This is a genomic window from Maribacter huludaoensis (genome assembly GCF_029350945.1).
Classification (GTDB): domain Bacteria; phylum Bacteroidota; class Bacteroidia; order Flavobacteriales; family Flavobacteriaceae; genus Maribacter; species Maribacter huludaoensis.
Window position 1 is genome coordinate 1 of record NZ_JARKMS010000009.1, and the last position, 24,330, is coordinate 24,330.

Genomic DNA, 24,330 nt, shown 5'->3' on the forward strand with positions numbered 1-24,330 from the left:
GATTACATGATCATAAGAACTTGGAACGTTACAGATTCTTGTGGCAACACCGCTTCCTTTGAACAGATCGTGTTTGTGCTGCAACCTCAATTGCAAGAGATTACAATTAACATCTGTATAGAGGAGGAGCCGATCGATCTATTGAATTACCTGCCGGCAGACTTTGACAGCAATGGTACGTTTATGACCCTAGAAGGCGATGTTGTTCTTGAACGGAACATATTTGACCCAATGAACCATGAACCGGGCGAATATAAAATTGCCTATAGTTCTACGGAGGGCACCTGTATGTATTATGTTGACTTTACCATTGTCGTAAATACGGAATGTGTACCATGTGGACGAGGGGATATAGAAATATCCAAAGCGGTTACCGCCAACGGAGACGGTGTCAATGACTTCTTTGAAATTAGAGGAGCCGAGAGTTGTGCCTTAACTTTCGAAGTTATGATCTTTAATAGATGGGGTACCAAGGTAGCCGAGGCAAAAGATTACCAAAACGATTGGGGCGGTGAATCTCCGGATGGTTCTTTCGGGCAATCTGGAATGCTACCAACTGGGACATACTTCTATATTATAAATGCGACCGATAAACTAACATACAAAAAAATAGATTCATTTAGTGGCTACATCTACTTAGGCACTAACCAATAAAAGCATCCTTATTTTTAAAAGCCTCACCATAAAAATGGTGAGGCTTTTTTTATTGATTAACAGTAAAAAAAACACTTATAACCTGCTTATAATAAGTCCAAAGCAATACCTATTTAGTTCATCCGACAAATACCGCTATTGAACGAAAATGCGGTATAAGAACGAATATTAATGAGGGTCAACCGTTAATTTTTAAATACTTGACAACAGCAATTAAATTTGTACAAAGTAAGATTAACCTACTTATATATTAACAAATAGCCCTAAAAAGCTAAATCCGAGCATAACCATGAAAAAAGCTAATTTATTCTTAGCCATTTTACTTTTTACAAGTGCCTTTGTAAGCGCACAACAATTACCGCAGTTTACACAATACATGTACAATACCATCTCTGTAAACCCGGCATATGCTGGTAGTAGAGAAACGTTAAATGTTACTGTTCTTCATAGAAACCAATGGGCAGGTCTTGAGGGTAACCCAAGAACAAGTACGTTATCTGTACATACACCTATGAAAAATGAGCGTGTGGGTATTGGCGTATCCTATATTAACGATAAGTTAGGTTTTGAAAGTACCAACTATTTTTATGGTGATTTCTCTTATACCGTTCCGGTAAGTCAACAAGTTAAAATGCGTTTTGGACTTAAAGGTGGTTTTACTAGCTATAACTTAGAAAATCCTGATCCTAACGATCAATTTTTCAACGCTAATTTTAATAATATCAATCCTAATTTTGGTGCCGGTTTTTATATTGGTTCCAACAGGTGGTATGCCGGTATTTCTTCACCCAGAATTCTAAACACAGATTTAAACGATGGTGAGTTTGAAGCTATAGAACGTAATAGTTATTATGCTATTGGCGGTATGGTATTCGACCTTTCTGAAACAACAAAGTTTAAACCAACCGTTATTGCAAAATTTACCAATGGTGCTCCGGCAACGTATGACTTTACCATTAACTTTTTGTTTAACGAAAAGTTTTGGATCGGTACTTCTTATAGAGTTAATGATGCATCAAACTTTGGTGCCATGATGGATTACCAGGTATCTAGAGATTTTAGAGTTGGTTATGCCTATGATCTGCCTACCTCTGCAGTTAGGCCTTACACTGGTGGCACACATGAAATAATATTGATCTATGAACTTTTCAAAAAGGTGTTAGGTCCTGTGAAGTCTCCTAGATATTTCTAATAATTTAAAATCGATACGATGAAAAATTATAAAAACATCGTGCTATTGATGCTTCTTTTATTGGTTGGTCAATTCTCTATAGCACAAATTGCATCGCAAAAAAAAGCAGATTATTATTTCAGCAAGTTCTCTTATTCATTGGCCATACCAGAATACGAAAAAATGGTTCAAGCTGATTTTAATGCAGAATATGCGCATCAGCAATTAGCGGAGTGTTACCTTTTAATACGTGACTACAAAAAGTCTATTCCACATTTTAGTGCTGTAATCAATAATGCAACCTTACCAACAGATTACTATTTTAAATATGCCATGGCATTATATGCCAATGGTGATATGGAGGAGTCTGAAGCATGGTTGAAAAAATACAAGAAATACAACAAGAACGATTCTCGAGTAAAGCGATTTTTACAAGATGGTAATTTAGCTTCTGTAGTATTTAACAGTAGACAACGTTACGAAGTAGAGCCCGTTGCCTTCAATTCTTCGGACAGTGATTTTGGGGTATATCGGTTTATGGGAAATCTGTATTTCAGCTCTTCAAGAAGAGATGTGGTTACCGGTGAAAGTTATGGCTGGAACGATGAACCTTGGCTAGATCTTTTTACCGTACAAGAAGGTAATCCTATGTCTGAACCTAGACGTGTAAAAGGAGACATAAACACTAAGTACCATGAAAGTTCCGTAGCCTTTTCTACGGATTACAAGAACGATACTATTATGTATTTTACCCGTAACAACTTTTATGATAAAAAAGCCGGTTACGGTGTATCCAATGAAATTAATCTAAAAATATATACGGCCAAATTTATTGATGGCAAGTGGGAAGAAAACAGTAACCTTAGGGTTAATAGTGACTACTATTCCACCGGGCATCCGTCTGTAAATCTTGCGAGAACACGCATTTACTTTGCATCGGATAGACCTGGTGGTTATGGTGGTACAGATATTTACTATGCTGAAATTCATGAGCGTGGCGGCGTACAAGAACCTATTAATGCCGGACCTATTGTTAATACAGAGGGCAACGAAATGTTTCCGTTCATTAACGAGGAAGGTAAATTGTTCTTTAGTTCAGATGGTCATGTCGGTTTTGGTCAATTAGATGTTTTCTCCACAATTTCTAACGAAGATGGTGAGGTAATAGACATTATTAATTTAGGTACTCCTATTAATAGTTCTAGTGATGATTTTGCGTATTATGGTTTGCCTAACGGATTAGATGGCTATGTAAGTTCTAACCGAGAAGGTGGTGTTGGTAGTGATGATATCTATAAATTTAAATTTACCCCTGCATTAGATGTTGAAGGGTATGTTGTAGATGGTGTAAACAATAAAATGTTAGATAGTGTTAAAGTAACTTTATATGATCAAGTAACCAATACACTAGTTGCACAAACAACAACAGATGAAAATGGGTATTACAGATTTCCGGTAAATAGAAAAACAAATTATATGATAGAGGCGGTCAGAAAAACGCACCCTCATAAAAATGTTTTCTTTAATACGTCAAAAACACCAAAGGCTCAAAAAATAATGAGACAGGACATTGTTCTTGAACCTGTTCTTGATTTAAAATTATTAGCGGGACTTAATAAAATATATTTCGATTTCAATAAGAGTGATATAAGACCAGATGCCGCAAGGGAATTAGATAAAGTCGTTAAGGTAATGAATGTTACATATCCAGACATGATCATAAAACTTGAAGCGCATACCGATCCTGTAGGCAGCCATACCTATAATGATAACCTTTCTGAAAGTAGGGCTAAATCTACTTATGAGTATCTCATTGAAAACGGAGTATCTCAAGATAGAATTGTTTCTTACAAAGGCTTTGGCAAACGTGTACCAATTAATAAATGTACCAGTAAAGAAGATTGTACTCCAGAAGAATTGGAGCTAAACAGAAGAACGGAATTCCCAATACTACAGATTAAAAAAGGTGTATTGGCCTCTAAATAATTTTACGCATACCTCATAAATTCAACAACAACCTTATCTTTTTAAGATAAGACCGGAAAACATTTTGTTTTCCAAAAGTTAACTACCAACCAAAAAAAAGTCCTTTACCACATTGGTAAAGGACTTTTTAAATTTTATAGCTTACTTACTACTATTCCATAATACCGTCTACGATACCATATTTAATAGATTCTTCTGCATTCATCCAATAATCTCTATCAAAATCTTTTAAAACTTTATCAAAATCTTGACCACAGTTATCCGCTAAAATTTGTGCACTCAACTCTTTGGTCTTGATAATTTCCCTTGCCTGAATTTCAATGTTAGAAGCTTGACCTCTTGCACCGCCACTTGGTTGGTGGATCATTACCTGAGCATGTGGCTGAATAAATCTTCTACCCTTTTTACCTACTGATAATAAGATAGAACCCATTGATGCCGCCAAACCTGTACAGATAGTTGAAACGGGACTCTTTAAAGCTTTTATAGTATCATACATTGCAAAACCAGAAGTAACGTAACCACCTGGACTATTAATATATAATTGTATTTCTTTATTGTTCTGCATATCTAGATATAACAACCTGTCAATTACATGTTTTGCAGAATCGTCATCAACCATACCCCATAGAAAGACTTTTCTTTCCTCCAGCATTTTTTCATCTATGGCTTCCTGAATTTTTCCTTTTTTAGCACTCATATTTTAAGTTTATTTATCTCTAACAAAATTAATGAATTAAATCATAAACATAATTAGCAATACCTCTTTAGATTATTACTAAATCTGTTTCTATTTATTGTAAAACGTTAATCTGTGTTTAGGATTGTTCTTCTACGGTAACAGTTTTTTCTACAACCTTTTTAATAGGAATAACTATCTTACCCGTTTTAGTTTTTAATATCATTGATATATTATCAATACCGATTACGGTACCCTGTAAATCTCCAATTTTAACCTTGTCCCCTACTTCATAAATCTTTCTGGAGTAAAATGTTCTTAGCAGATCACCTACAATTTCCCTTGACCCAAGACCTAGTGCCAATGCTATAGCAAGTAAGAACGCTCCTAAAACGATCGTAAAATTATTGGTAATTATCTGAGTGTCTATACCTGCCTGATTTAGTGCAGTAATACTCACAAAAATGATAATAAGGTAAAACAGAACGTTACCAAGAAGTTTACCTCCACCAAGGCCTATAGAATCAAATACCTTAACAATAGTTTCTTTGATGGTCTTTGCCAAAAATAGCCCGATCATAAAAATAATCATTGCAGATAATAATATTGGCAAGTATCTTAAAAGGTTGGCTATTTCTGTAGATATAATGGTTAAACCCATGATATCCGATGCAACAATGATAAACACCAACCATAATAGCACTTTTATGAAAGTGACAATTATTTTAGGTAAATCAATTTTGATATCGGCATCTCCAAATAATTTGGCTTCGTTGATCTTCTCTGAAGCTTTATCCAATTTAATAGCCTTAAATATTCGCTTTAAAATAAAGGTAACCACCTTTATAATGACCCACCCAAAAATAATTACGATAAATGCCCCGAATATACCTGGTAATGCAGAAGCTATATCCTTAAATATATTGCTTAAAGATTCAAAGGTGAGGTCTTTCCACTTATCAACTGTTTCCATATTATTTTTCTACTTTATTTTTATTTTCTTTTTGTTTTTGTATTCAGCATTCCCTCTATTATAGAAGCAAAACTACCTGTGAACAAATGAGACAACTCCATAATCAACTTAGCCGTAGCAACGTCTTCCATAACTTTTTTACGTAGCTCTGGTGGAACATCCTTAAGATCTCCTTGTAAGTTTTTAAATGGATTTTTGTCCTGTTCTAACATTACGGTAGGGTTTTATACATTTCGGTAACTTTTGCTTTTGCTCTTTTGAGCCTCATTTTAATTGCACTGGATTTTAATTCCAAAATATCTTCCAGTTCCTTTATCGATGCCCCATCCTGATATTTTAACAATAATATTGATTTATCCTCGGGCGCAATAAGTTCCAAGGCCTTCTTAAGTTTATCTACCTGCATCTCAAGCAACAAATTATCCGTCACCTCTACCGGTACATCTTCATGTGTTTCAAACTTTACAGAATTATCATTAATCTTTCTTTCCTTATTTCTATTAACATAGTTAACGCAGAAGTTATAGGTAAAGGAATATAACCAGGTAGAAAACTTGGAATTTCCTTTGAAAGAACCCAATTTTACATAAAGCATTAGAAAAATATCTTGGGTAAGGTCTTCTGCCTCCTTATTGGACTTTGCAAAACCCAAACACTTATTGTAAACCAATTTGGAATACCTATCATAGAGCACACCAAAGAGCATAGAGTCATTGTTAGCTACAATGCGCTTTACCAACTCTAAATCGGTATATTCTTCCTTCTTACCACCAGAAACCGATTTTTCATTGAATTGGTTTCCTATAATAATAAAACATAGCTTTTTAAGAAATGTCACTTTGATAGATGTTTACAAAAAATAAAAGTAGGTTAAAGATACTGTAATTGATATATTTACTTGAAAAACTGCCGAAAATGAAAAAACTAATTATCCTTTCCGTACTTATATCAAGTGTTTTTACAGCATGTAAAACCGACCAAAAAAAGCCTAAAATTGCTGTTGCCGAAGATACGCAATTGACAGTTCTTGAAAAAATCGCAAATGCCAATGGTTTTAAAAACTGGAAAGATGTTGAAAGTATAAAATTTACTTTTAATGTAGATCGTGAAAATGAACATTTTGAACGTACTTGGTTATGGGAAACCGGTTCTAACAATGTTACCATGATGACAAGGCAGGACACGATTTCATACAACAGAAAATCTGTAGATAGCACCATGACGGCAACAGATGGCGGATTTGTAAATGACAAGTTCTGGCTACTTGCCCCTTACCAACTGGTATGGGATCAAAATAGTTTTACCCAAAAGCTTACAGAAAATGTAGAAGCCCCGATCAGCAAAGCAAATATGCATAAACTAACTACAGTCTATAATAATGAAGGCGGCTACACCCCTGGCGATGCTTACGATTATTATTTTGGAGATGATTATATTATCAAAGAATGGGTATACAGAAAGGAAAATCAGTCTGAACCAAACATGACGACCACTTGGGAAGACTATAAAACCCTAAACGGATTGAACATTAGTATGATGCACAAAAGACCAGACGCTGATTTCTCACTTTATTTTTCCGGGGTAGAGGTGAAATAATATGATACAAAGTTTGATACGTTTCAATCTTATCAACTAATCCATGAAACCATCATTCTTTCTGTTTTTTCTACTTTCATTTATAGCATATACACAACAGACTATAGATGCTGTAATAGTAGATAGTGCCAACAAAACTCCGTTAGAATTTGTTGGTATCTATAATTCTATTAATCATACCATTACCAATGAAGATGGGCGGTTTCAGTTCTCTTCTAACACAGATTCTATAATCGTTTACAGAGTAGGTTATGACAAACTAACTACTACTTTTCAAAAAGTAAAGGATACCATTTACCTCAACAAAAGCGTATTGAAGCTTAATGAAGTTACGGTTACCAATGAAAAAACACTATGGCAAAAAGTAGGGGATTCTATTAGATCTAATTACCCTATTTATCCCTATAAAGAGAAATTTCTATTGAGAGGTGTTTTAAGATATAATGGTGAAATTACCAGAATTCAAGACTTGCAAGGTAAACTGGAAAGAAGAACGCTATTATATACAAAAGAAATTGACCCCGATAAAAAAGATTTTAAGGTTGAGTTGACCAATATGCGAAAAGTTGGTTTAGTCAAAGATGAAAATGATGTTTATTTTATTTTTGAGTCGTTCAACAGTTTATTCATGAATTTAATTCCTTTGAATGCTACCGGAGATGATTTTGATTTGACTGAATCCAGTTTCGATAATGGTAAAAAAATCAGCATTAATTTTCAATCAAAACCTGAAATAAAAGACGAAGATCATTCAGGACATTATATTATAAATACAGAAGACTATGCAATGGAACGGTTTAAAATGACAGCTAAATTATATGACAAGCCTTTTAAAAAAGGTGGAAAACATATAAAATTTAGAACGGTGTCCTACGATAAGGAAATATCGCTTTCTAAAAGTTCCAATACCAATAAATATTATATAGCTTCCGCCAGATATGATGTAAAAGTAGAACTGACAGATGAAGAGAATTCTTTTTCATCATTCTACGATGTATCCTTCATCCTAACCACATCTGATAACGAAGGCGACTTTGAAATCAAGAAAAACGTGAGCACATCCAAAGATCTATTTAAAATAAACTACCCTTACGATCAGCGTTACTGGTATGCACAAAACCAATTATTGTTAACTGATGAGATGTTAGATTTTATTAAGAAAGTACAAGATCCCAATAGCGAATTTAAAATCAAGAGTAATATTAAAAACTAAATAGAGCTACGCCTTTTTTCTTTTTAACAAAAGTGTAAATAATAGAATTAAGAAAGCACATACTAGCAGTACTACAAAGCTTCTACTTAAACTATAATGCTCTGCCAAAAACCCTAAAATTGGTGGTGCACACAAAAAGCCGGCATATCCTGAACCAGCAATGAATGCAATTCCTTTAGAAGAGTCTATTCCTTTTACATTCCCTCCTATTCTAAATACTTCGGGTACCATTACTGAAAAGCCTAAACCGTTTAACGCAAAACCGATAATGCTGAAATAAGTATCTGTTGTCAATACTAAAAAGTATCCTACAATTGCTAAAATTGCCCCTATGGCGACTATTTTGACTGACCCAATTTTATCACTTACACCATCTCCCAAAAAGCGACCCAATGTCATAGTAACTTGAAATCCTAAAAATCCTAACCCCCATAATGCTTCTGGCGCCAGAGCTATTTCTTTTAGATATAAGCCACTCCAGTCTACAATTGCGCCTTCACTTCCCATGGCTAAAAAAGAAATAAGCCCTAGCAACAATAATGGTTTTAGCAGACCAAAACTAAACGGTTCATTTTCAATTTCTTCGGCTATCTCAGAAAAATAGTGCTTTCTAAACTTAAAGTTTACCAGCAAAACCAATAATACTGCAATGGACATATGCAACACAGGGTTTGACAAGGGCCCAATTAAAAAACTACCCAAACCTGCCAGTACTCCTCCAAGACTAAAAAAGCCATGAGAAGCCGCCATGAACTTTACTTTGTCTTTTTTCTCTATTTCGGTGACCAAAGTATTCATCGAAATATCTGTAATTCCGTTAGATGCCCCAAACAAAAACAATGCACCCATGAGTACATAATAATTGGGGGCTAATAACGGTAACATTGCCGCAGTACAACTAGCCAATATTCCGTAGAAAGTACTCTTACCTACGCCTACCCTATTTATAATTGCAGATGCAAAAGGAAAAACCGCAAAAACACCCAGAGCCAAAAAGAAAATAGCAAGACCTAATTCTGACTTATTTATCTCTAATGATTGCTTTACAGTTGGTATATAAATAGCCCACGTACCAAATAGAATATTAATACTGGCAAACACCCACGATGGACCGAAGTATCTAGCATTCCCTAAAATTAATTGTAGTGATTTCACTTCGTTGTTTGTAGTTGGCTATTGGCTTAAATTTTAAAAATTACTTTTCTATTTTCTCTATTCTATTCTCTTTTTTCTACTAAAACCTAATTTGCCAGCACACCCGCTTTTAAAATTTGACCAAAACGGTACATATCTTCAAACGTAGAATAGAAAGGAGCCGGTGCCAAACGGATTACATTGGGCTCTCGCCAATCTGTCACCACCCCATTTTCCATTAAATAATTGAACAACGCCTTGCCCTGTCCATGTAAGAACACAGAAAGCTGACAGCCTCTATCTACCGGAGTAATAATTTCAAAAGTGCTATCTACCTCTTTATCTATTTCTTGTAGAATATATTCCAAATACGAAACAATTAGGTTTCTTTTTTCAATCAACTTTTCCATCCCCACTTCTTCAAACATGGTCAGCGAAGCAAAATATGGAGCAACAGATAATACAGGAACATTACTTATTTGCCAAGCATCGGCATTTTCCATAGGTTCAAATTCTGGCTTCATTAAAAAACGGGTTTCCTTTTTGGTTCCCCACCATCCTTCAAAACGTTGAATGTCTTTTTTGTTCAAATGTTTTTTATTGACGAAAATTCCAGATGCATTTCCCGGTCCGCTGTTCATATACTTGTAACTACACCATGATGCAAAATCAGCATCCCATTCATGCAGCTTCAATTCAACATTACCTACGGCATGTGCTAGATCCCAACCCACATTGGCACCAACTGCCTTTCCTGCTTTGGTAATAGCTTCCATATCCATAACTTGACCATTGTAATAATTAACGCCGCCAATTAAAACAAGTGCCAGTTCATCTCCCAACTCTTCAATTTTTGCCAGTATATCTTCTGTTCTCCAGTGATGCTCCCCTTCTCTCTTTTTAATCTCTACAATAGTTTCATCCGGGTCTAGCCCATGAAAACGAACTTGACTTTGAAACATGTATTGATCACTAGGAAATGCTTTTTCTTCACAAAGAATCTTAAATCTCTTTTGAGTAGGGTTGTAAAAAGAAACCATCAATAAATGAAGATTTACCGTAAGCGTATTCATTACCGATATTTCTTCTGGCAACGCCCCCACTACTTTTGCCAAGGGTTCTGCTAGGCGCTCATGATAGTCCCACCAAGGTTTTTCTGCATAAAAATGACCTTCAACGGCAAGTTCCGCCCAATCTTTCATAACCTCATCTACAAACGATTTGGTTCTTTTTGGCTGTAATCCTAGAGAATTACCGGTAAAATAGATGACCTCTTCCCCATTAATTTTAGGAAAAATAAATTCATCTCTATATGTTTTCAAATTGTCCTTCGCATCTAAGGACCGAGCAAATTCCAACGTATTTTTAAATTCCATAGCTAATTTTCTATAAAGGTAAACATAAGCCTACAATTTTATAAGCTCCATTCTATAATAGCATTTTAAGATTCCGTTCTTAATCGCATTTCGATCATGTGTCTTTTAAACCCTCTTTTTTCATAAGCTTTAATAGCAGGATCATTTTCCTCATATACATGTAACCTTATTTCCGCAAGCCCAATGTTCATGGCCCAATGCTGTAAGGCTTCCACAATTTTACCGTTAATTCCTCTACCCCTGTAATCCGGATCTGTATACATAAAACCCAAGTAAGCATAGGTCTCATGATCCAAGTAAGGTCTTGCCTGTTTTTCTAATGCATAACCCGTTGCCACAATTTTATCTCCGTCACAAGCAACCATAAGGGTAGCTCTGGGGTTTTCCATCAAGGCATTTAAATCATAATAATTTACACCACTTTTTCGTATCGTAGGATCCATTGGGCGCTCTGCCCCGACCACTTCTTGCTCATGTTGTAATAGTACAGGCAAATCATTTTTTACGGCTTCCCTAATGGTAATTTCATTGTTCATAGCTATAGTAATTTGAGTCCATTAAAATAAGGCTTAAAACCCTATTTTTGCAAAAAGAAACGCATGCATTTTTTATCGCCACTTTTAGAAAATTACTTAGCGGACCACTCTCAGCCAGAACCTAAGTTGTTACAAGAACTTACCCGAGAAACGCATTTAAAAGTTATTCAGCCACGTATGCTAACAGGGCATTTTCAAGGTCGTGTTTTAAGTTTACTTTCCAAATTGATACATCCTGCCAACATTCTTGAAATTGGGACGTATACCGGTTATTCCGCTTTATGTCTTGCGGAAGGATTACAGAAAAACGGACAATTACATACTATTGATGTCAATGCAGAACTAGAACAAATTCAGCGTACTTTTTTTGATCGAAGTGATTATGGTAATCAGATTATACAACATGTAGGTAACGCTTTGGACATTATCCCTAAAATGGATATCACTTTTGACCTTATATTTATTGATGCGGAAAAAAAGCAATACGATAAGTATTTAGATGTTGTACTTCCCAAAACCAAATCTGGTTCTGTGATACTTTCAGATAATGTATTGTGGTCAGGTAAGGTGGTTGAGCCTTTGAACCCAAAAGATGTGACCACTAAAGTATTATTAGATTATAATAAAAAACTAAGTGAACATCCACAATTAGAAACGGTGTTGCTACCTATACGTGACGGACTGACCCTAAGTAGGGTAAAATAAGCAGACCGTATAATTTATAGAACAACCAGGCGGAGCATATACCTACCAAAGCACCTACCATTAAATCTATAGGAAAGTGCACCCCAACATACACCCTACTCATGGCAAATAGTATGGGCCAGATATAAAATAAATACACCCATTTAAATTCTCGCCTTAAAAAAAGAACGGTCAACGTAATTATAGAAAAGGAAGATGAGGCATGGCCCGAAAAAAAACTGAACCCGGACGGACTCCGTAAAATACGGATCAACGTATTCAATTCTTCGTCATTATTAGGTCGTAAGCGGGCTACTACATGCTTAGTCAGGTCAGTGACCGTTGCCACAAAAGCTGCCATAATCAATATGGTCAAAATCATTGTTACAGCCTCTTTCTTTGGGAATTTTATAAAGAAAAGTGTAATGATCAATGCAAAGAGAGGAATCCAAGGTGGAAATTTGGTAACGGTAGACCAAAAAGCATCGTACTGTTCTATACCTAGACTGTTAAGATAGACAAAGGCATCTCGATCCCATTGTAAGATCTTATCTAGCATAAGCGCTTATTTTCTCTTGATCGTACCGGTTACTTCATTGATATTTTTAGTGACGTCAGTTATTTGCTTTTTAACGTCAGTACCTAAACCGGAACTAATATCCTGTTTCATGTCATCAATATCCTTCTTAATATCGGTCACAAAACTTGTATCTATACCTTGTTTGTCGGCACTTTTCTGAATTTCTTGTTTAATATCTTCGGTAGCGTCTTTTAACTGGCGCATACCTTTGCCCAACCCCTTGGCAATACCAGGAATTTTGTCGGCACCAAAAACCATCACTACAATAAACATAATGAAGAAAATTTCCGCGCCACTAATAAATAATGAATACATAGCAATCATACTACAAATATAAACAAGTTTAGTATCCAAATTAAAAAAGCCCCGTAGTTATACGAGGCTTTTTTCAATAAATGTTTTATTAATTATTGTCCTTTAATTCCTTCTTTCATTTTATCGAAATCACTTTCTTGCTGTTTCTTTGGCCAACTATTGTTAGTTGTGTCAATATCGGCAGTTTCCATTTTAGGATCTATCTGAATTCCTTTTAGTTCAGAGGCAGATGAGATTACCATACTTACCTCTTTGCTGTTCTTTCTCCAGATTTCTGGCGGATAGGTTACATTTTTCACAGAACCATCAGCATACGTATACTCAACAATTAAAGGCATTGGTAAACCACCCGGACTGTTGTACGTTACTTCGTAAAAATACTTAGGCTCTTTTATAGCAGCTCTTTCCGCGGCCGTCATATTATCCATCATAAACTCCTTCAACGTTTTAGAGGTTTCAGATGGTAAATTATTCTTTAGTTCCGGTGATACCATAGCTGCATCATCATACTCCTCTAAATATACCATTGGTGGTAAATTAGACTCTGGTATACCACGCTCTGCCAAATAAGCTTTCATTTTCTTGTTAGGCTGATCGCTTACGTAGTATTTCTTAATATCCTTTACGGCCATATCTACATAGTCCGTAGTATAGAACCATCCTCTCCAGTACCAATCTAGATCAACGGCAGATGCATCTTCCATTGTTCTAAAGAAATCTTCTGGGGTTGGGTGCTTAAACTTCCAACGGTGAGAATAGGTTTTAAACGCATGATCGAACAACTCACGGCCCATTACGGTCTCTCTTAGAATGTTCAATGCTGTTGCAGGTTTTCCATAGGCGTTTGGTCCTAATTGAAAAACGTTCTCAGGGTTAGACATAATTGGGGATATTGTACTTTGATCACCACTCATGTAAGGTACGATCTTTGCCGGGTCACCTCTTCTAGATGGATATTTATCGTTAGGTGCTATCGCCTCTGGAAAAGCCTCTCCAAATTCTTGCTCTGCCATGTATTGCATGAAAGTATCCAAACCTTCATCCATCCATCCCCATTGACGCTCATCCGAATTTACGATCATTGGAAAGAAGTTATGCCCTACCTCGTGAATGATTACACTGATCATTCCGTATTTAGTTCTGTCAGAATAACTACCGTCTTTATTTGGTCTACCGTAGTTCCAACAGATCATTGGGTACTCCATACCTTGTCTTTTGGCATGTACCGAAATTGCTTTAGGATAAGGGTAGTCAAATGTATGCGAAGAGTAAGATTTCAAAGTATGTGCTACAGCTTTTGTAGAATACTCTTCCCATAACGGGTTACCTTCTTTAGGGTACATAGATACCGCCATTACGTCTCTGTTACCCAATTTTACGGCTTGCATGTCCCAAATGAACTTTCTTGAGGTTGCAAAACCAAAATCACGGACATTCTCCGCTTTTAGCTTCCATGTTTTTGTTTTATCAGAAAAACCTTTTTCTGCAGCTTCTGCTTCTGCTTGGCTTACAATGATTATAGGCTTGTCATATGACTTTTTCGCTTTTTCATAACGCGCCATCATTTCTTTGGTATATACTTCTTTTCTATTTTGAAGTACACCTGTACCATCTAAGATATGATCTGCAGGTACTGTAATGTTCACTTCATAATCCCCAAAAGGAAGGGCGAATTCCCCATTACCCCAAAACTGGTGGTTCTGCCATCCTTCTACATCATTATACACGGCCATTCTTGGAAAGAACTGTGCAATTACATAGGCTCTGTTACCGTCTTCAGCAAAGTACTCATAACCTGATCTAGCTCTATTGATCGTATGATCCGGTATATTATAGTTCCACTTGATCTTAAAGGCATACTTGTCCCCACTCTTTAACGGCGTAGGCAAATCTACACGCATCATAGTAAAGTTAATGGTGTAAGGCAATGCTTTTCCTGAACCATCCTTCACGTAATCTATGTTGAAACCGCCATCAAAAGGCTCGGTCATAAAATTACCGACAAATTTTTCCGGAGCATCGCCCAAAGAGATTCCGTTGCCATTTTTTAAAGCTGCCTTAGAATCTTTAGCTCGTACATTTTGGTCTAATTGCACCCATAGATACTCAAGATCATCTGGTGAATTATTGGTATATGTAATGGTCTCTTCACCAAATAACTTGGCATTTTTATCATCTAAACGAATGTCCATCACATAGTCTGCCTGCTGCTGATAGTAATCAGGACCAGGTGCACCAGATGCAGATCTGTAGGTGTTAGGAGTAGAAAACTCCTCATACAATTGTTTAAACTTGCTCTGGTTGTAGTGACCAGGCTCCTTTTCTTTGGTTACAGGCTCTTGCGCAAAAGCTACTGCGGCGAAAAGGAATAAAATAGACGCAAATGCGTACTTTACTCTTATCATTTCATAGTTATTTAGTGTTGGAAAATTAAAGTTTTTATAGCGATATCTTAATACATGTTACAAATTTAACATTCCTTTAATACGTGATTTTATGAGCACGTGACTCTTTTTATTACCATTTATCTTTATATGTACCACATTCTGCTGATCATCATATAAATCGGTCAGTACTTCATTGGTAATACCTATTTGCTTTAGTGTCTTTAGCGGAACGTTGGGCACCTCCAAATAACAAATAACCATATCGGTATCAAACTTATGCCCAATAAAATCATACTTTTCCGTTTTACCATTTATCTCTACCAAAAATTTGGTTCGCAGGTATTTTTCCAAAAACTCTTTATCTACAGATGATTCTTTTTTTGTTCCCAAAACCGCAGGGTATCCATACCGCTCGTTCAACACCGCATTCATATCATCTATGAACACACGGGTAATAATCTGTACCGCTTCATCTTTCTCCGAATAATCAACATTGGTTACGCTAATGTAAAATTTGTGTGCACCGGCAAATGCGAAAAAAGGGAGTATAAATAATAGAAGTACCGGTTTAAAAATTTTCATGATGATCTGTTTTTTATGCTTATCACAAAGCGTATGCCAAAGATAGGGCGGCTAATCTAAAGAATTATTTTGTCTATACAGCAAACTCTTTCGTCGCAAATATTCCCAAATTTCCAATTCATTATGGCTATCCACTACTTCTTGAAACCTGGGATCTACCTCGCAGTAATATAAGAAATCGTCTATTTTGCCCTTGGGGATGGATAATTGTTTTACATACACACTATCCGCGTAAAATTCTCGTACCCGCTCCGTTCTATCGTACAGTTTATTTCGTTCTACACGCTTCTTCAACATTTTTGTTCTTCCGCTTATGGCATTGATCAAGGGATCAAAACTCATGATAGGGTTAGCTGTTGCCGCCTTTAGTTCACGCTCCGCCTTTGTGGGTATCTTTACATAGGCATTGGGCAAACCTAAAGTAGAGGCCGTTACAACAGGATCCAAATCTAAGGTAGTTAGATCGGTCAACAGATTACCACTAAGATTATATGGGGTTACGGTTACCTCGTCTAACTCGGTAAGCGCATCTTCCAGCCCAACGGATATAAGCTTGCTTTCAAAAATGGCAGAACTGATGACCACAATTTTCTTTTTGTACTGAACGGCAGAGAATTCCAAGGTGTCAAACAACCTTACGGGAATGGCAAAGTACCCGTTTTCATCCGTAATGCTGGCTCTTTTAGAAGTTATATTGAGTACATGCGTAGCGGCAACATCGCCATCATCACTATAGACCCTACCTTCCAATTTCTTGAACTCGCCAATTTGCGCCCATGAAATGACGCTAGAAAAAAGTAAAAGTAAAAGGAGTCTACTCCTCATTTAATTCTTTAAGAAAAGATTTACTGTTATTTACCAAAGCATCTATTAACTGAAACTCGTTTTCTTTTTTCAACAAGGATTTTGCCGGCATTTTTTCATCACAGTAATACAAAAACTCATTTATCTTATCTTGGGGTATCTGCAGATCAATTACAAAAAACGTATCGTCATACACTTGGCGTAATACCTCACTTACCTTCAATTTAGGGACTTCCTCTACATTTTCATTTTGAGATTTGAAAATAGCCCTAAAAATATTGGCGAAATTAAGACCGTCTTGCATACCTTTTTCGGCATCTGACATGGCTATGTTGTCCACACCCGTACCACGATCAATTTCATATTCATACTCTTTAAACTCTTGGTTCTTTACTTCTAAAAAACGTTCCTGCTGTTCTGGGGTAATGACCACCTCGTCCAATTCGGTCACCTTTTCGTTCACCTCTACCACCAAACGGTTATTTGCCAAGATTTCTTCCGTAATGGTTACCATTTTAATATTATAGTTCACAGCTGTAAAAACAAGTTGATCCCCAACCTTAACATTAATACGGAACAAGCCCTGGTCATTGGTAATGGTGGCACGCTCAGAGGTGGCGTTAATAACATTTTCATTGGGCACCCCAATGTTCATATATATAACGGAACCACTTAAAGGTCTCCTGCTATCATCTTGTGCAAAGACTGATATCGTGGTACATAATACGAGTAAAAAAAGTAATTTTTTGGTCATTTAGCGTATATTAAAATAAAGAATACCCAATCTAAAAAGGCATTTAAAAGATAAAGAAAAGATTTGTAACCTTTATAAAAAAAACTGCGCCAATAAACTTTTGTTAATTTCTATATTCATGCCGTAAATTCCGTAGATCATAAATGCTAAAACCAACTATTGAAAACCACACCGTTTAACGACATTAGATGTTCTTTAACCCAATACCTTATTATTTCAACTTATAAATAAAGTGTATTCACAAGATAATTCTATTTTTGTTAATCACTATTTTCTGGTCATAAGACACTAAGTATGAAAGCAATAATTTTCTTTATTTTTTTTACAGTGCTAGCGGCACCTACCGTATACGGACAAATTAAAATAGGAGATAATCCCCAAAATATAGATGCCTCATCTGTCTTAGAGCTTGAAAGTACCTCTAAAGTGTTGGTGATTACCCGCGTAACCACCTTAGAAATGGAAGCCATTACGCCGCAGCGCGGTGGTATGGTCTACAATACCGATACCGAGTGTATTAATTACTATGACGGCACACAATGGATCAATTTATGCGATGCCGCAAATTTATCCATTACCAATGACCCCATTGTAAACGGCAGAAGTACCATTGAGATTACGGAAGCTGCAGGAAGTGTTAATCTAGAAGTAGCGAAAAACAGCATTCTGGGCGATAATATCATAGATGGCGGCATAGGACCAGATGACATACAAGATAACTCCATTACCCAAGAAAAATTAGCTGCTGAATCTGTAGGTTCTAGCGAACTAAGACAAAATGCCGTTGGAACGGAAGAAATTAGAGACGGTAGCATAGCGCCGTCAGATTTGGCCAATACCATACCTGATCAACTTTTGACTACAGATGAAAACGGAATTGTACAGTGGGAAGACGCCAACGATTTTTATGATCTAACCTTTAATGAAACGGACAATACCTTGACCATTGCAAAATCTACAACGGCGGGCGTATCCACTATAAGTTTAGATGCCTTGGTAGGTTCTGACAATCAACAATTAGACCTGACCAATAATATTCTTAGCATTGAGAACAATCCTAATACGGTAGATCTATCCAATTATTTACAAGAATTAAGCATAAACCCTGCCGGTACGGAAATTAGCTTGACGAACGGCGGAACTATTTCTTTGCCACCAGGTACCGTAAATACAGATGAACAACAATTATCCATTTCAGGAAGCCGTATTTCACTTACAGATGGAGGTTTTGTAGATCTGCCCGCAAATACCGTCAATACAGATGAACAGCAATTGTCTATCTCAGGAAACCGTATTTCTTTGACCGATGGCGGATTTGTAGACATTCCAGAAGGAAATTTAAGTTTAGATGATGGATTTATTTTTGTAGGTAACGCAACAAGCGAACCTACACCTGTTGCCGTAGGCGGAGACCTTACCATGAACAATATTGGTGAATATACCATTGAAGACGAAGCGGTTACCCCTTTAAAGATAGAACCAGGCTTAAACGGTCAATTTTTAAGTACCGTAGACGGTGCGGTAACCTGGGCACCTGCTCCTGGAGGAACTGGCGGAGGTTCTACTGAAGTGGCCGACCAAACTACTATTTCCGGCACAGGAGAAGCTCTTGACCCATTTACCATTACACCTGGTACCAATGGGCAATTTTTAAGCACTAATGTGGACGGAGATGTTATTTGGGCAACTCCACCGGGAGCAACTGGCGGAACTACCGAATTTGCCGATGGCGTTACAATTTCTGGCGACGGAACTACAGCGACACCTTTTACCATCGTACCCGGTGCAAACGGACAAGTTTTATCAACCGATGTGGACGGTAATGTGGTTTGGACGGCCGCTTCAGGTACTACAGGGGGAACTACCGAAGTTGCAGATGGTGTTACCATTACAGGCCTCGGAACTACAGCTAGCCCGTTTACTATTCAACCGGCTTCGCCTACCATTACAAGTAATCAAATGTTAATTACCAATAGTACAACAGGTGCAGTTGAATGGGACGATATACCTGAAGGATCCGGAGGTACAGTTATAACTGATGCAATTACTATTACGGGAAATGGTACTACTGGTAGTGAATTGGCTCTTGCCGAAAATGCCGTAACATCAGATAAGATAGCAGCAGATGTAATTTTAGCAGAAGATATTAATACTGGAGCAGTAACTACAGATGAAATTTTGGATTTAACAATAATTTCCGAAGACCTTGCGGATAATGCTGTTACCGTAAATAAAATAAATGGGGGTACCGATGGACAAATACTTACAACAACGGCCACAGGAGTTAGTTGGGAAGACGCTGACAACAACATTTTAATAGTTAGTGAAGACGCAGATAACTCATTAACCGTAAGTGCCACAGATGATGGCGCCTATTACGATGACTCCGCTTTAACCACTGCAATAGCGGCAAATACAGCTGCAATCCTTCTTAAAGAAAACGCAATTAACAAATCTACCGATGGTACACTAACGGATAACTCAGATGATGATTTCCCTACTGAACAAGCTGTAAAAACTTATGTAGATAATCAAATTGACGCATTAAGCGTTGGGGATAATTTATCAAATTCAAATTTGACACAAACAATTGGAGAAAACAGAACTTTCGAAATCGGAGAGGACGATGCTTTAATTTTTACAGGATTAGGAAGAGTAGGTATTGGAAATGGAGCCCTTTCTCCACAAAATAAATTACATGTTGCAGGTACAGTTCGTTCAGAAGGATTCAATTCCTCACAAGGCAGTGAAGGGTTTCCTGCATATTCTTTTAGTACTGGCGATGATATTGATACAGGAATGTATCGCCCAGCAGCAGATGAAATTGGCTTTTCGGTTGGTGGGTTTGAAGCACTGAGGATAGAAGAAGATGCTGATGACACGAATGTTATTGTAAACCAAAGTCTGCAATTAAATAATTTATTACTGGACAAAGATGGAGAATCCGGTACGGCAGGACAAATTTTATCTTCTACCGGTACACAAACCGATTGGATAAATGCACCAACACCCGGCACTACTTACACCGAAGGAAACGGTATTACTATTTCAGCGGCAGATGCAATTGGCATTACCCCGTTAGGTGTAAATACTGCGGAATTAGCCACCGATGCCGTAACCACTGATAAAATAAACAATGCAACCATATTAAATGAAGATATTCAAAACAGCACAATTGAGCCTATAAAAATGAATGCTTCTGGCAATAATGACGAGGTATTGACAATTTCCGGTGGTAACGTCGTTTGGGCTCCAGTTACTCCAACAGGAAGTGGAAATATAACCTCTCCAAATTCAACCATAGCAATAGGTGGTGCAACAAACGCATTACTTGGAAATGTAACTATAGATTTAAATCCCAATTCCATTGGTCCTGGCGAAATTGAAGATGACGCTATCAGCTCAGCAAAACTTCAAGACAATGCAGTAACTTCTGCAAAAATTTCAGACGGAAGTATTGTAAATGAAGACATTGCATTAGGTGCAGCTATTGATGGTTCAAAAATAAACCCCAACTTTACTGTTGGAATTATTACAACGGGAGGTTTAAGCGTAGGTGGTGATATTCTTATGAATGGAAACACCGTTGTTCCCGACTACGTTTTCCAAAAATACTTTTTAGGAAATTCCATTTTAAACCCTAACTATGAGTTTAATGATTTAGCCATAATAGAAGCTTTTGTGAAAGAAAACAATCACTTGCCAGGTATACAATCTGCACAAGCGGTAAAAGAGCAAGGTTTTTGGAATGTGAGTGAATCTTCAAGAGTCAATCTAGAAAAAATAGAAGAACTATTTTTACATACTATTGAGCAAGAAAAGAAAATTAAAGAATTGCAAAGTGTCAATACTAACATGAGTACAGAATTAGAGGCATTAAAAGCCCAAATGGCAGAGATTAAAATCATGTTATTAGAAAAGCAGAACAACTAATGAAATTATACACATACATACTATTCTTTTTGTTTGCGGCAACTATTTCCGCCCAAACAGCACTATATAACAATGGTAATCTTCGTATTCATGAAGGTGGGCAAATTGGTTTTCACACCAACTTCATTAATGAATCTCCTTTAGATAATAATCTTGGTCTGGCTGGTTTTTATGGATCTGAGCTTTTAACGGTTTCGGGCACTGTTACTCCGCAGTTTCATGACATGGAAATTGCCTTGGAGAACAATATGCAATTAAACCTAGGTATGGACAATACCAATAACACCAATTTCATTTTTGGCAGTATTATAACTCCCGTGGCACAACCTAATGTATTTTACAATTTTGTAGACAATTCATTCTACAGCGGCGAAAATGATTTTAGTAAAATTGAAGGCTATGCGGCCATTACCAATCAGCAGAATTTTGGTTTCCCGGTGGGTGACGATCTGTTTTTAAGACCTTTGATCATAAATTCAGAAAGTGTTAACCTATTTGCCAAATGCGCTTACTTTTATGAAAACCCAAGCAACGCCCCTACACCACTTACTTCGTTTGATACCGGTGCTACGGACCTAGATGTAGAGATGGTCAATACCACAGAGTTTTGGAGACTTGAAGGTACCGTTCCATCATCGGTTACCTTAAGTTGGAACGGGCGCAGCTCAATAGCAAACCTGACCGATAATGTAGATGAAGTTATTCCGGTAGGCTTCAGCAAAGCTTCACGGCAATGGGTAAATTTGGTAGGTAGCGTACCGGTAGGCACCTTAAATGAAGGGTTTGTTACTACGGAATCTTTTATACCGGATGACTACGAAGCCATTACGCTTGGCTCATCTAAAAGTCCGTTCGAGCCTTTTGCCAGAGATGTTCTTTTCATAGATAATTTCTATGTTTCCGTAAACGGCGATGGTATCAACGATAATTTTTACATTGAAGAATTAGAGGAGTTCAACAGTAATTTTCTACAAATTTACGATCGCTACGGTTTAAAGGTGTTTGAAAAAACAGATTATGTAAACGAATTTGTCGGGTTTTCCAATTTAAACAATATCCCTTTTGGGGAATCGGAAGGCTTGCCTACCGGAGTTTATTTTTACACCATTTACATACCTGAAGACGATTTAAACTATCAAGGTTTCCTTTACCTTTCTAGATAAACTTAAAATTCAACATTCATTTGTATTACAATAATAAGTAAGAATAAACTTAATTATTTTGTAATTCCTACACAATTCAACTCCATATCTAAGTCGTTGTAATTCACGATTAAACGTTGTTATATAGACTCCTCTAGTTTGTCAACACTTTTGCCTAGCTACACAACATATTCTATTTTTCCTACAAAAACTGATTTATTTTTGGGAGTGCTAACTATTCCCCCAATATTTCGATGTTTACAAAAATTAAATTGCTCTTACTTTTCGTATTAATTTCTTTCTGTGCGCATGCACAGGTAAAAATTGGCGAAAACCCTAATATTATCGACCCTGCATCTATTGTTGAATTAGAAAGTACCAACAAGGCTTTTGTGCTCACTAGATTAACAAACACACAGATGCTGGCTATCGCCCCATTGAACGGAGCCGTAGTTTATAACACGGACACGCAATGTGTTCACTATTATAACGGATCGGTCTGGACCAACCTTTGCGATGGCAATTCATCTTCGTCATTTTCATTTACCGATAACGGAGACGGCACAATTACGCTAACGGACGGAGACGGCAATGACATTACGTTCAACATGAACAAAGATGATATAGACCCCAAAAATGAAATTCAAACTTTAAACTATACTGCGGGAGTATTGACATTATCTAACGATCCTAGCGGAACAGCAATTAATTTCTCAGAATTTGATCAAAATGCTGCCGATGATTTTTCCGGTAGTTTTACTGATTTAACGAATGTACCAGCCAATTTAGATATAGATGCAACAGATGATTTCAATACAGGCATCTCTTTTGACGGAACTAATTTAACCGTATCCGATGCTGGTGGTGATGTAAGCACGGATATCAGCAGTCTTGCATATGACGATACTGCTATTAGAGCGAATATTGACCAAAACGAAATTGATGCCGATAACGCTATCGCTGCGGTGGACACCAAAATAGATAATCACATTCTTGCCGATGAGGATACCTCTGCTACGAACGAACTTTCGGATCTGAACTTGGATGCTACTTCCAACATACTGACTCTAACGAATGCGGAAGCCGGTGCAACAGGTGTCGATCTTTCGGGATTTATTTCTTCGGACGACCAGAACCTTGAATCCGCTACACTTTCCGGTACTAGCGAACTGGCTATTAATATCGAAGGCGGTGACGACGTTACCGTTGACCTTTCCGCTCTTGAGGAATCTGCGGATATCACAGCAGTCCAGGACGATGTGGACCAAAACGAAATCGATGCCGATAATGCTATCGCCGCGGTGGACACCAAAATTGACGACCATATTCTTGCCGATCAGGATACCTCCGCTACGAACGAACTTTCGGACTTGAACCTGGATGCTTCCAACATACTGACTCTAACGAATGCGGAAGCCGGTGCAACAGGTGTCGATCTTTCGGGATTTGTATCTACGGACGACCAGAACCTGGAATCGGCTACACTTTCAAGTGACAGCGAACTGGGTATTAATATTGAAGGCGGTGACGACGTTACCGTTGACCTTTCTGCCCTTGAAGAATCCGCGGATATCACAGCGGTCCAGAACGATGTGGACCAAAACGAACTGGATGCCGATAACGCAATCGCTGCGGTGGACACCAAAATAGATAATCACATTCTTGCCGACGAGGATACCTCCGCCACGAACGAACTTTCGGATCTGAGCCTGGATGCTTCCAATATCCTGACGTTAACGAACCCTGCAACGGGGACGAACGAGGTAGACCTTTCCGGATTTGTATCTACCGACGACCAGAACCTGGAATCGGCTACACTTTCAAGTGATAG

General features: G+C 37.3%; 22 protein-coding genes. 9 read left to right on the forward strand and 13 right to left on the reverse strand.

The annotated features are described in order from the left end of the window. The 3 genes from PXC01_RS17935 to PXC01_RS17945 all read left to right on the forward strand — a co-directional run. Window positions 1–654: T9SS type B sorting domain-containing protein (locus PXC01_RS17935; protein ID WP_276473654.1), on the forward strand; the 654-nt coding region annotated here is incomplete at its 5' end. Between the two features lie 289 nt (window positions 655–943). Next, the gene (locus PXC01_RS17940) at window positions 944–1,846 is read left to right on the forward strand and encodes a PorP/SprF family type IX secretion system membrane protein (RefSeq protein WP_276473655.1); all 903 of its coding nucleotides are present in this window, start codon (window positions 944–946) and stop codon (window positions 1,844–1,846) included. A gap of 18 nt (window positions 1,847–1,864) precedes the next feature. After that, window positions 1,865–3,811, forward strand: a complete 1,947-nt coding sequence (locus tag PXC01_RS17945; RefSeq protein WP_276473656.1) for an OmpA family protein — start codon at window positions 1,865–1,867, stop codon at window positions 3,809–3,811. A gap of 151 nt (window positions 3,812–3,962) precedes the next feature. Here the strand turns inward: PXC01_RS17945 and PXC01_RS17950 are convergent, their stop codons facing one another. From PXC01_RS17950 to PXC01_RS17965, 4 genes are all read right to left on the reverse strand, one after another. Then, window positions 3,963–4,511 (reverse strand): ClpP family protease, encoded by a 549-nt coding sequence (locus tag PXC01_RS17950; protein ID WP_036156068.1) that lies wholly within the window; start codon window positions 4,509–4,511, stop codon window positions 3,963–3,965. A gap of 118 nt (window positions 4,512–4,629) precedes the next feature. Beyond that, window positions 4,630–5,463: a mechanosensitive ion channel family protein gene (locus PXC01_RS17955; RefSeq protein WP_276473657.1), complete on the reverse strand. Its 834-nt coding sequence runs from the start codon at window positions 5,461–5,463 to the stop codon at window positions 4,630–4,632. Between the two features lie 20 nt (window positions 5,464–5,483). Continuing rightward, window positions 5,484–5,675: a hypothetical protein gene (locus tag PXC01_RS17960; protein ID WP_276473658.1), complete on the reverse strand. Its 192-nt coding sequence runs from the start codon at window positions 5,673–5,675 to the stop codon at window positions 5,484–5,486. Then, a complete protein-coding gene (locus PXC01_RS17965) occupies window positions 5,675–6,301 on the reverse strand; it encodes an RNA polymerase sigma factor (RefSeq protein ID WP_276473659.1) in 627 nt (208 codons plus the stop codon). The genes PXC01_RS17960 and PXC01_RS17965 overlap by 1 nt, the downstream gene beginning before the upstream one ends. A 77-nt stretch (window positions 6,302–6,378) precedes the next feature. Here PXC01_RS17965 and PXC01_RS17970 point away from each other — a divergent pair, with 77 nt between their 5' ends. Continuing rightward, window positions 6,379–7,059, forward strand: a complete 681-nt coding sequence (locus tag PXC01_RS17970; protein ID WP_276473660.1) for a hypothetical protein — start codon at window positions 6,379–6,381, stop codon at window positions 7,057–7,059. Between the two features lie 43 nt (window positions 7,060–7,102). After that, complete coding sequence (locus PXC01_RS17975) at window positions 7,103–8,272, forward strand: peptidase associated/transthyretin-like domain-containing protein (protein ID WP_276473661.1); 1,170 nt, start codon at window positions 7,103–7,105, stop codon at window positions 8,270–8,272. 6 nt (window positions 8,273–8,278) lie between these two features. On the opposite strand, the gene PXC01_RS17980 is transcribed toward PXC01_RS17975, so the two are convergent. The 3 genes from PXC01_RS17980 to PXC01_RS17990 form a co-directional block, all read right to left on the reverse strand. Next, window positions 8,279–9,427 carry an MFS transporter gene (locus PXC01_RS17980; RefSeq protein WP_276473662.1) on the reverse strand — a complete coding sequence of 383 codons (1,149 nt, stop codon included), beginning with the start codon at window positions 9,425–9,427 and terminating at the stop codon, window positions 8,279–8,281. An 86-nt stretch (window positions 9,428–9,513) separates the two neighbouring features. Beyond that, the gene (gene kynU, locus PXC01_RS17985) at window positions 9,514–10,782 is read right to left on the reverse strand and encodes a kynureninase (RefSeq protein WP_276473663.1); all 1,269 of its coding nucleotides are present in this window, start codon (window positions 10,780–10,782) and stop codon (window positions 9,514–9,516) included. A 65-nt stretch (window positions 10,783–10,847) separates the two neighbouring features. After that, window positions 10,848–11,318 carry a GNAT family N-acetyltransferase gene (locus PXC01_RS17990; RefSeq protein WP_276473664.1) on the reverse strand — a complete coding sequence of 157 codons (471 nt, stop codon included), beginning with the start codon at window positions 11,316–11,318 and terminating at the stop codon, window positions 10,848–10,850. Between the two features lie 63 nt (window positions 11,319–11,381). Here PXC01_RS17990 and PXC01_RS17995 point away from each other — a divergent pair, with 63 nt between their 5' ends. Continuing rightward, the gene (locus PXC01_RS17995) at window positions 11,382–12,023 is read left to right on the forward strand and encodes an O-methyltransferase (RefSeq protein ID WP_074669802.1); all 642 of its coding nucleotides are present in this window, start codon (window positions 11,382–11,384) and stop codon (window positions 12,021–12,023) included. On the opposite strand, the gene PXC01_RS18000 is transcribed toward PXC01_RS17995, so the two are convergent. The 6 genes from PXC01_RS18000 to PXC01_RS18025 all read right to left on the reverse strand — a co-directional run bounded on the left by PXC01_RS18000 (window position 11,986) and on the right by PXC01_RS18025 (window position 17,424). Then, window positions 11,986–12,561: a phosphatase PAP2 family protein gene (locus PXC01_RS18000; RefSeq protein WP_276473665.1), complete on the reverse strand. Its 576-nt coding sequence runs from the start codon at window positions 12,559–12,561 to the stop codon at window positions 11,986–11,988. The genes PXC01_RS17995 and PXC01_RS18000 overlap by 38 nt on opposite strands. A gap of 6 nt (window positions 12,562–12,567) precedes the next feature. Continuing rightward, on the reverse strand, window positions 12,568–12,906 hold the full coding sequence (locus PXC01_RS18005) for a Sec-independent protein translocase subunit TatA/TatB (protein WP_071340107.1): 339 nt from the start codon (window positions 12,904–12,906) through the stop codon (window positions 12,568–12,570). Between the two features lie 83 nt (window positions 12,907–12,989). After that, window positions 12,990–15,302, reverse strand: coding sequence for a M1 family metallopeptidase (locus PXC01_RS18010; protein WP_276473666.1), 2,313 nt, complete (start codon window positions 15,300–15,302; stop codon window positions 12,990–12,992). 57 nt (window positions 15,303–15,359) lie between these two features. Continuing rightward, the gene (locus tag PXC01_RS18015) at window positions 15,360–15,866 is read right to left on the reverse strand and encodes a DUF6702 family protein (RefSeq protein ID WP_276473667.1); all 507 of its coding nucleotides are present in this window, start codon (window positions 15,864–15,866) and stop codon (window positions 15,360–15,362) included. A 51-nt stretch (window positions 15,867–15,917) separates the two neighbouring features. Next, complete coding sequence (locus PXC01_RS18020) at window positions 15,918–16,691, reverse strand: peptidase associated/transthyretin-like domain-containing protein (protein WP_276473668.1); 774 nt, start codon at window positions 16,689–16,691, stop codon at window positions 15,918–15,920. Beyond that, window positions 16,681–17,424, reverse strand: a complete 744-nt coding sequence (locus tag PXC01_RS18025) for a peptidase associated/transthyretin-like domain-containing protein (RefSeq protein ID WP_276473669.1) — start codon at window positions 17,422–17,424, stop codon at window positions 16,681–16,683. The genes PXC01_RS18020 and PXC01_RS18025 overlap by 11 nt, the downstream gene beginning before the upstream one ends. 294 nt (window positions 17,425–17,718) lie before the next feature. On the opposite strand from PXC01_RS18025, the gene PXC01_RS18030 reads away from it, so the two are divergent. The 3 genes from PXC01_RS18030 to PXC01_RS18040 all read left to right on the forward strand — a co-directional run. Next, on the forward strand, window positions 17,719–21,357 hold the full coding sequence (locus PXC01_RS18030; RefSeq protein WP_276473670.1) for a beta strand repeat-containing protein: 3,639 nt from the start codon (window positions 17,719–17,721) through the stop codon (window positions 21,355–21,357). After that, a complete protein-coding gene (locus tag PXC01_RS18035) occupies window positions 21,357–22,520 on the forward strand; it encodes a T9SS type B sorting domain-containing protein (protein ID WP_276473671.1) in 1,164 nt (387 codons plus the stop codon). The genes PXC01_RS18030 and PXC01_RS18035 overlap by 1 nt, the downstream gene beginning before the upstream one ends. 251 nt (window positions 22,521–22,771) lie before the next feature. Continuing rightward, window positions 22,772–24,330: autotransporter outer membrane beta-barrel domain-containing protein (locus PXC01_RS18040; protein ID WP_476703491.1), on the forward strand; the 1,559-nt coding region annotated here is incomplete at its 3' end.

Excerpts from the sequence above, each read along its gene's own strand:
- PXC01_RS18030 (WP_276473670.1), top strand. The coding sequence starts at position 17,719 with ATGAAAGCAATAATTTTCTTTATTTTTTTTACAGTGCTAGCGGCACCT.
- PXC01_RS18000 (WP_276473665.1), bottom strand. The coding sequence starts at position 12,561 with ATGCTAGATAAGATCTTACAATGGGATCGAGATGCCTTTGTCTATCTT.
- PXC01_RS18015 (WP_276473667.1), bottom strand. The coding sequence starts at position 15,866 with ATGAAAATTTTTAAACCGGTACTTCTATTATTTATACTCCCTTTTTTC.
- PXC01_RS17945 (WP_276473656.1), top strand. The coding sequence starts at position 1,865 with ATGAAAAATTATAAAAACATCGTGCTATTGATGCTTCTTTTATTGGTT.
- PXC01_RS18020 (WP_276473668.1), bottom strand. The coding sequence starts at position 16,691 with ATGAGGAGTAGACTCCTTTTACTTTTACTTTTTTCTAGCGTCATTTCA.
- PXC01_RS17955 (WP_276473657.1), bottom strand. The coding sequence starts at position 5,463 with ATGGAAACAGTTGATAAGTGGAAAGACCTCACCTTTGAATCTTTAAGC.
- PXC01_RS17960 (WP_276473658.1), bottom strand. The coding sequence starts at position 5,675 with ATGTTAGAACAGGACAAAAATCCATTTAAAAACTTACAAGGAGATCTT.
- PXC01_RS17970 (WP_276473660.1), top strand. The coding sequence starts at position 6,379 with ATGAAAAAACTAATTATCCTTTCCGTACTTATATCAAGTGTTTTTACA.
- PXC01_RS18010 (WP_276473666.1), bottom strand. The coding sequence starts at position 15,302 with ATGATAAGAGTAAAGTACGCATTTGCGTCTATTTTATTCCTTTTCGCC.
- PXC01_RS18025 (WP_276473669.1), bottom strand. The coding sequence starts at position 17,424 with ATGACCAAAAAATTACTTTTTTTACTCGTATTATGTACCACGATATCA.
- PXC01_RS17940 (WP_276473655.1), top strand. The coding sequence starts at position 944 with ATGAAAAAAGCTAATTTATTCTTAGCCATTTTACTTTTTACAAGTGCC.
- PXC01_RS17950 (WP_036156068.1), bottom strand. The coding sequence starts at position 4,511 with ATGAGTGCTAAAAAAGGAAAAATTCAGGAAGCCATAGATGAAAAAATG.
- PXC01_RS17990 (WP_276473664.1), bottom strand. The coding sequence starts at position 11,318 with ATGAACAATGAAATTACCATTAGGGAAGCCGTAAAAAATGATTTGCCT.
- PXC01_RS18005 (WP_071340107.1), bottom strand. The coding sequence starts at position 12,906 with ATGATTGCTATGTATTCATTATTTATTAGTGGCGCGGAAATTTTCTTC.
- PXC01_RS17975 (WP_276473661.1), top strand. The coding sequence starts at position 7,103 with ATGAAACCATCATTCTTTCTGTTTTTTCTACTTTCATTTATAGCATAT.
- PXC01_RS17995 (WP_074669802.1), top strand. The coding sequence starts at position 11,382 with ATGCATTTTTTATCGCCACTTTTAGAAAATTACTTAGCGGACCACTCT.
- kynU (WP_276473663.1), bottom strand. The coding sequence starts at position 10,782 with ATGGAATTTAAAAATACGTTGGAATTTGCTCGGTCCTTAGATGCGAAG.
- PXC01_RS18035 (WP_276473671.1), top strand. The coding sequence starts at position 21,357 with ATGAAATTATACACATACATACTATTCTTTTTGTTTGCGGCAACTATT.